Annotated in this window: 6 protein-coding genes and 1 pseudogene; 6 read left to right on the top strand and 1 reads right to left on the bottom strand. The window is 53.7% G+C overall.

Annotated elements, in window-relative coordinates; all coding sequences use genetic code 11:
- Positions 1 to 98: 98 nt before the first annotated feature.
- From BGK49_RS25965 to amtB, 4 genes and pseudogenes are all read left to right on the top strand, one after another.
- A pseudogene (locus BGK49_RS25965) lies at positions 99 to 254 on the top strand (hypothetical protein); the annotation flags it as partial.
- Positions 247 to 2,028 carry a SmdB family multidrug efflux ABC transporter permease/ATP-binding protein gene (locus tag BGK49_RS08725; RefSeq protein WP_001256174.1) on the top strand — a complete coding sequence of 594 codons (1,782 nt, stop codon included), beginning with the start codon at positions 247 to 249 and terminating at the stop codon, positions 2,026 to 2,028. The pseudogene BGK49_RS25965 and the gene BGK49_RS08725, both read left to right, overlap by 8 nt.
- A gap of 180 nt (positions 2,029 to 2,208) precedes the next feature.
- The gene (glnK, locus tag BGK49_RS08720; RefSeq protein WP_000780338.1) at positions 2,209 to 2,547 is read left to right on the top strand and encodes a P-II family nitrogen regulator; all 339 of its coding nucleotides are present in this window, start codon (positions 2,209 to 2,211) and stop codon (positions 2,545 to 2,547) included.
- 29 nt (positions 2,548 to 2,576) lie between these two features.
- Entirely contained in the window at positions 2,577 to 3,863 is a 1,287-nt protein-coding gene (amtB, locus tag BGK49_RS08715) for an ammonium transporter AmtB (RefSeq protein WP_000684902.1), read from the top strand.
- Positions 3,864 to 3,910: 47 nt separating this feature from the next.
- On the opposite strand, the gene tesB is transcribed toward amtB, so the two are convergent.
- A complete protein-coding gene (tesB, locus tag BGK49_RS08710) occupies positions 3,911 to 4,771 on the bottom strand; it encodes an acyl-CoA thioesterase II (protein WP_004981073.1) in 861 nt (286 codons plus the stop codon).
- A gap of 217 nt (positions 4,772 to 4,988) precedes the next feature.
- Between tesB and BGK49_RS08705 the strand changes: the two genes are divergently transcribed.
- Both BGK49_RS08705 and BGK49_RS08700 read left to right on the top strand, forming a co-directional pair.
- Positions 4,989 to 5,561 carry a YbaY family lipoprotein gene (locus BGK49_RS08705; RefSeq protein ID WP_000779826.1) on the top strand — a complete coding sequence of 191 codons (573 nt, stop codon included), beginning with the start codon at positions 4,989 to 4,991 and terminating at the stop codon, positions 5,559 to 5,561.
- A gap of 92 nt (positions 5,562 to 5,653) precedes the next feature.
- Positions 5,654 to 5,930 (top strand): transposase domain-containing protein (locus tag BGK49_RS08700; protein ID WP_024249094.1); only part of this gene is annotated, 277 nt, incomplete at its 3' end.

Raw genomic sequence — 5,930 nt, 5'->3', positions numbered from 1 at the left:
TCGCAGCGTTACGGCTGCAATAAAGCCGGATATAAAGCTGCAACCTACCCGTCATGTCAAAACAATGGATGCCTTGCAAACGGGATGCGTTCATATAAATTATTGTGATGCAGCACGGACATATCGCCCAGCGTGGCAATCATGATGAGCTGGCGCAACAAAGCGGCTGGTATCGCGATATGTATCGCTATCAACAACTGGAGGCGGCGCTCGACGACGCTCCGGAAATTCGCGAGGAGGCCGTCGATGCGTAGTTTTAGCCAACTGTGGCCGACTCTCAAGCGTCTGTTAGCGTACGGTTCGCCGTGGCGTAAACCGCTGGGGATTGCGGTCCTGATGATGTGGGTTGCGGCAGCGGCAGAAGTCAGTGGGCCGCTGCTTATCAGCTATTTTATCGACAATATGGTAGCGAAAAATAACCTGCCGTTGAAAATGGTTGCAGGGCTGGCTGCGGCGTATGTTGGGCTACAACTGTTTGCCGCCGGGCTACATTACGCGCAGTCGCTGCTGTTTAATCGGGCGGCAGTAGGCGTAGTGCAACAGTTGCGTACCGACGTGATGGATGCCGCATTGCGCCAGCCATTAAGCGAGTTTGATACCCAACCCGTCGGGCAGGTGATTTCCCGCGTCACTAATGACACTGAAGTGATCCGCGATCTCTACGTTACCGTAGTGGCAACTGTCCTGCGTAGCGCCGCACTGGTGGGCGCGATGCTGGTGGCGATGTTCAGCCTCGACTGGCGAATGGCGCTGGTGGCGATAATGATTTTCCCGGTGGTGCTGGTGGTAATGGTGATATACCAGCGTTACAGCACGCCGATTGTCCGTCGTGTGCGCGCCTATCTGGCGGATATCAACGACGGCTTTAACGAAATCATCAATGGCATGAGCGTTATCCAGCAGTTCCGTCAGCAGGCGCGATTTGGCGAACGTATGGGGGAGGCCAGTCGTTCACACTATATGGCCAGGATGCAAACCCTGCGCCTCGACGGTTTTCTGCTGCGTCCGCTGCTGAGTCTGTTTTCATCGCTCATTCTTTGTGGCTTGTTGATGCTGTTTGGCTTCTCCGCTAGCGGCACCATTGAAGTAGGCGTGCTGTATGCGTTTATCAGCTATCTTGGGCGACTTAACGAACCCTTAATCGAACTGACCACGCAACAGGCGATGCTGCAACAGGCTGTTGTTGCTGGTGAGCGCGTGTTTGAACTGATGGACGGACCGCGCCAGCAATATGGCAATGATGATCGCCCGTTACAGAGTGGCACCATCGAAGTCGATAACGTGTCATTTGCTTATCGCGATGACAATCTGGTGCTAAAGAACATTAATCTCTCTGTGCCTTCGCGTAACTTTGTGGCACTGGTCGGGCATACCGGCAGTGGCAAAAGCACCCTCGCCAGTTTATTGATGGGCTATTACCCGCTAACGGAAGGTGAGATTCGCCTTGATGGTCGTCCATTAAGTTCGCTAAGTCACAGCGCGCTGCGCCAGGGCGTGGCAATGGTGCAGCAAGATCCGGTGGTGCTGGCGGATACCTTCCTCGCCAACGTGACGCTGGGGCGTGATATCTCCGAAGAACGCGTCTGGCAGGCGCTGGAAACCGTGCAACTGGCGGAGCTGGCGCGCAGCATGAGTGATGGTATTTATACGCCGCTGGGCGAGCAGGGGAATAATCTCTCCGTCGGACAAAAGCAACTGCTGGCACTGGCACGCGTGTTGGTGGAGACGCCGCAAATCCTGATCCTTGATGAGGCAACCGCCAGCATTGACTCCGGTACTGAACAGGCGATTCAACATGCTCTGGCGGCTGTGCGTGAACATACCACGCTGGTGGTGATTGCTCACCGCTTATCGACCATTGTTGATGCCGACACCATTCTGGTGCTTCATCGTGGGCAAGCCGTGGAGCAGGGCACTCACCAGCAACTGCTGGCGGCCCAGGGACGCTACTGGCAGATGTATCAACTGCAACTTGCGGGCGAAGAGCTGGCAGCCAGCGTGCGTGAAGAAGAATCATTGAGCGCCTGAATAGCGCAATATTTCATCGTTGGTGCAAAAATGTAACGCACTGTGCACTGTCATAGTGCGTTTTCATTTTCAATCTTCTTAACTTCCTGCTCTCTTTCTCGTTTTTCATTTCTGGCACACCGCTTGCAATACCTTCTTCGTGTAGCAGAACCATTACCGAATTCTGACCGGAGGGGATCTATGAAGCTGGTGACCGTGATAATCAAACCATTCAAGCTGGAAGACGTTCGTGAAGCGTTATCTTCCATTGGTATTCAGGGCCTGACCGTCACCGAAGTGAAAGGTTTCGGGCGTCAGAAAGGGCATGCCGAGCTGTACCGGGGGGCGGAATACAGCGTCAACTTCCTGCCAAAAGTAAAAATTGATGTGGCAATTGCTGATGACCAACTCGATGAAGTGATCGATATCGTCAGTAAGGCGGCTTACACCGGAAAAATTGGCGACGGCAAAATCTTCGTCGCTGAATTGCAACGCGTCATTCGTATTCGTACCGGCGAAGCCGACGAAGCGGCGCTGTAATCTCTGGCACACAGCAACAGGAACGAAAAATGAAGATAGCGATGATAAAAACTGGGCTTGCTTCACTGGCGATGCTGCCGGGACTGGTAATGGCTGCACCTGCGGTGGCCGATAAAGCCGACAATGCGTTTATGATGATTTGTACTGCGCTGGTGCTGTTTATGACTATTCCGGGGATTGCCCTGTTTTACGGTGGGTTGATTCGCGGCAAAAACGTGCTGTCGATGCTGATGCAGGTGACGGTGACGTTTGCACTGGTCTGTATTCTCTGGGTGGTTTACGGTTACTCGCTGGCGTTTGGTGAGGGTAACAACTTCTTCGGCAACGTTAACTGGTTGATGCTGAAAAACATCGAACTGACGGCGGTGATGGGCAGCATTTATCAGTATATCCACGTAGCGTTTCAGGGATCGTTTGCCTGCATTACCGTAGGCTTGATAGTTGGGGCGCTGGCGGAACGAATCCGCTTCTCAGCTGTGTTGATTTTCGTGGTGGTATGGCTGACGCTCTCTTACATTCCGATTGCGCATATGGTGTGGGGCGGCGGTTTGCTGGCTTCTCACGGTGCACTGGATTTCGCGGGTGGCACAGTGGTGCACATTAACGCCGCAATCGCCGGTCTGGTGGGCGCGTATCTGATAGGCAAACGCGTGGGCTTCGGTAAAGAGGCGTTTAAACCGCACAACCTGCCGATGGTCTTCACCGGGACTGCCATTCTCTATATCGGTTGGTTTGGCTTTAACGCCGGGTCAGCGGGCACGGCGAATGAAATCGCGGCACTGGCATTTGTGAATACTGTGGTCGCAACGGCGGCGGCAATTCTTGGCTGGATCTTCGGTGAATGGGCGCTGCGTGGTAAGCCTTCACTGCTGGGGGCGTGTTCTGGCGCGATTGCCGGTCTGGTCGGCGTGACGCCAGCGTGCGGCTACATTGGGGTTGGCGGCGCGTTGATTATCGGCGTGGTAGCTGGTCTGGCGGGCTTGTGGGGCGTTACCATGCTCAAACGCTTGCTGCGGGTGGATGATCCCTGCGATGTCTTCGGTGTGCACGGCGTTTGTGGCATTGTCGGCTGTATCATGACCGGGATTTTTGCCGCCAGCTCGCTGGGCGGCGTGGGCTTCGCTGAAGGTGTGACGATGGGTCATCAGTTGCTGGTACAGCTGGAAAGCATCGCCATTACGATCGTCTGGTCCGGTGTGGTGGCATTTATTGGCTACAAATTGGCGGATCTGACGGTTGGTCTGCGTGTACCGGAAGAGCAGGAGCTAGAAGGGCTGGATGTCAACAGTCACGGCGAGAATGCCTATAACGCGTAACAAGCACTGCAAAAAACAGCCGGACGGTTTTCACCTCCGGCTATTTTTTAATTGTGATTACGCATCACCCCTTCCTGAACGGTCGAGGCAACCAGTACGCCGTCCTGGGTATAAAACTCACCGCGCACAAAGCCACGTGCGCTGGACGCCGAGGTGCTCTCCACGCTATACAGCAGCCATTCATTCAAATTAAACGGGCGATGGAACCACATGGAATGGTCAATGGTGGCAATCTGAATCCCCGGTTCGAGAAAACCGATGCCGTGCGGCTGTAGAGCTACCGGCAGGAAGTTAAGATCAGAAGCGTAACCGAGCAGATACTGATGAACGCGCAGGTCATCCGGCACGCTACCATTTGCGCGGATCCACACCTGACGATGTGGTTCTGCGACGTGACCTTTCAGTGGGTTATGAAACTCCACCGGACGGACTTCCAGCGGACGATCGCAGATGAATTTATCTTTAAGCACTGGCGGCAGCAGGTGCGCCAGCGATTGGGCGATTTGCGTTTCCGAAGGCAGGCCATCAGGCGCTGGCGCGGACGGCATTGTTTTTTGATGTTCGAAACCCGCTTCTGGTGCCTGGAAAGAGGCCGTCATATAAAAAATCGGTTTGCCGTTTTGAATAGCAGCAACCCGGCGGGCGCTGAAGCTGTTACCATCACGCAGCGTTTCGACATCATAAATAATCGGTTTCTTACTATCGCCTGGGCGAAGAAAGTAGCTGTGAAACGAATGTACCAGCCGCTCTTCCGGGACGGTCTCTTTTGCAGCATACAAGGCCTGACCCACGACCTGGCCGCCAAACACCTGGCGTAAACCTAAATCTTCACTCTGGCCGCGAAAGAGTCCTGCCTCAATTTTTTCCAGATTTAACAATGCCAGTAAATTTTTTAGCGCCTGACTCATATAACTCTCCAGTAACAAAGCTGCCGCAGCAAGCCAAAGTGAGTTGAGTATAACGCAAATTTGCCACTGGTCCGATGGGTGCAATAATCTGAATTACGGGCTAATTACAGGCAGAAATGCGTGATGTGTGCCACACTTATTGACGTTACTATTTTGTTAACCACTCTTCCGGCGAGGAAAGTTAGCCCGCTGGTGCATTGATAATAAGGAGAAATGAATGAAACTCGTGCACATGGCCAGTGGTTTAGCGGTTGCGATTGCGTTGGCGGCTTGCGCAGATAAAAGCGCGGATATTCAGACGCCAGCCCCGGCTGCAAATACGTCTATTTCAGCAACACAACAACCTGCTATCCAGCAACCGAATGTCTCCGGTACCGTCTGGATCCGGCAGAAAGTCGCACTGCCGCCTGATGCTGTGCTGACCGTGACACTTTCTGACGCGTCGTTAGCCGATGCACCGTCAAAAGTGCTGGCGCAGAAAGCGGTGCGTACCGAAGGTAAACAGTCACCATTCAGCTTTGTTCTGCCATTTAACCCGGCAGATGTTCAGCCGAACGCGCGTATTCTGTTGAGTGCGGCGATTACCGTGAATGACAAACTGGTATTTATTACCGATACCGTTCAGCCGGTGATCAACAAGGGCGGAACTAAAGCCGACCTGACATTGGTGCCGGTGCAGCAAACCGCCGTGCCGGTTCAGGCCAGCGGTGGTGCAACGACTACCGTACCTTCGACTTCACCAACTCAGGTGAATCCGTCTTCGGCAGTTCCAGCTCCTACGCAATATTAAGCGACGTTAACCCTCTCCGCCCGGAGTAATGCCGATCAGTTAAGGATCAGTTGACCGATCCAGTGGCTGTGTAAGAATCCGGAAACGCTCACTTGTTTCCGGATTTTTTTATGCACATTGGACAGGCTCTTGATCTGGTATCCCGTTACGATTCTCTGCGTAACCCACTGACTTCTCTGGGGGATTACCTCGACCCCGAACTCATCTCTCGTTGCCTTGCCGAATCAGGTACTGTAACGCTACGCAAGCGCCGTCTTCCCCTCGAAATGATGGTCTGGTGTATTGTTGGCATGGCGCTTGAGCGTAAAGAACCTCTTCACCAGATTGTGAATCGCCTGGACATCATGCTGCCGGGCAATCGCCCCTTCG

The sequence above is a fragment of the Shigella sp. FC1544 genome, from assembly GCF_001722145.1.
Taxonomy (GTDB): Bacteria; Pseudomonadota; Gammaproteobacteria; order Enterobacterales; family Enterobacteriaceae; genus Escherichia; species Escherichia coli.
Note: the sequence above shows the minus strand (reverse complement) of the source record. Positions and strands in the feature narration are given on the sequence as shown.

What these genes read in the sequence shown, in the direction of transcription:
- BGK49_RS08725 (WP_001256174.1), top strand. Translation starts at nt 247, where the DNA reads ATGCGTAGTTTTAGCCAACTGTGGCCGACTCTCAAGCGTCTGTTAGCG.
- glnK (WP_000780338.1), top strand. Translation starts at nt 2,209, where the DNA reads ATGAAGCTGGTGACCGTGATAATCAAACCATTCAAGCTGGAAGACGTT.
- amtB (WP_000684902.1), top strand. Translation starts at nt 2,577, where the DNA reads ATGAAGATAGCGATGATAAAAACTGGGCTTGCTTCACTGGCGATGCTG.
- tesB (WP_004981073.1), bottom strand. Translation starts at nt 4,771, where the DNA reads ATGAGTCAGGCGCTAAAAAATTTACTGGCATTGTTAAATCTGGAAAAA.
- BGK49_RS08705 (WP_000779826.1), top strand. Translation starts at nt 4,989, where the DNA reads ATGAAACTCGTGCACATGGCCAGTGGTTTAGCGGTTGCGATTGCGTTG.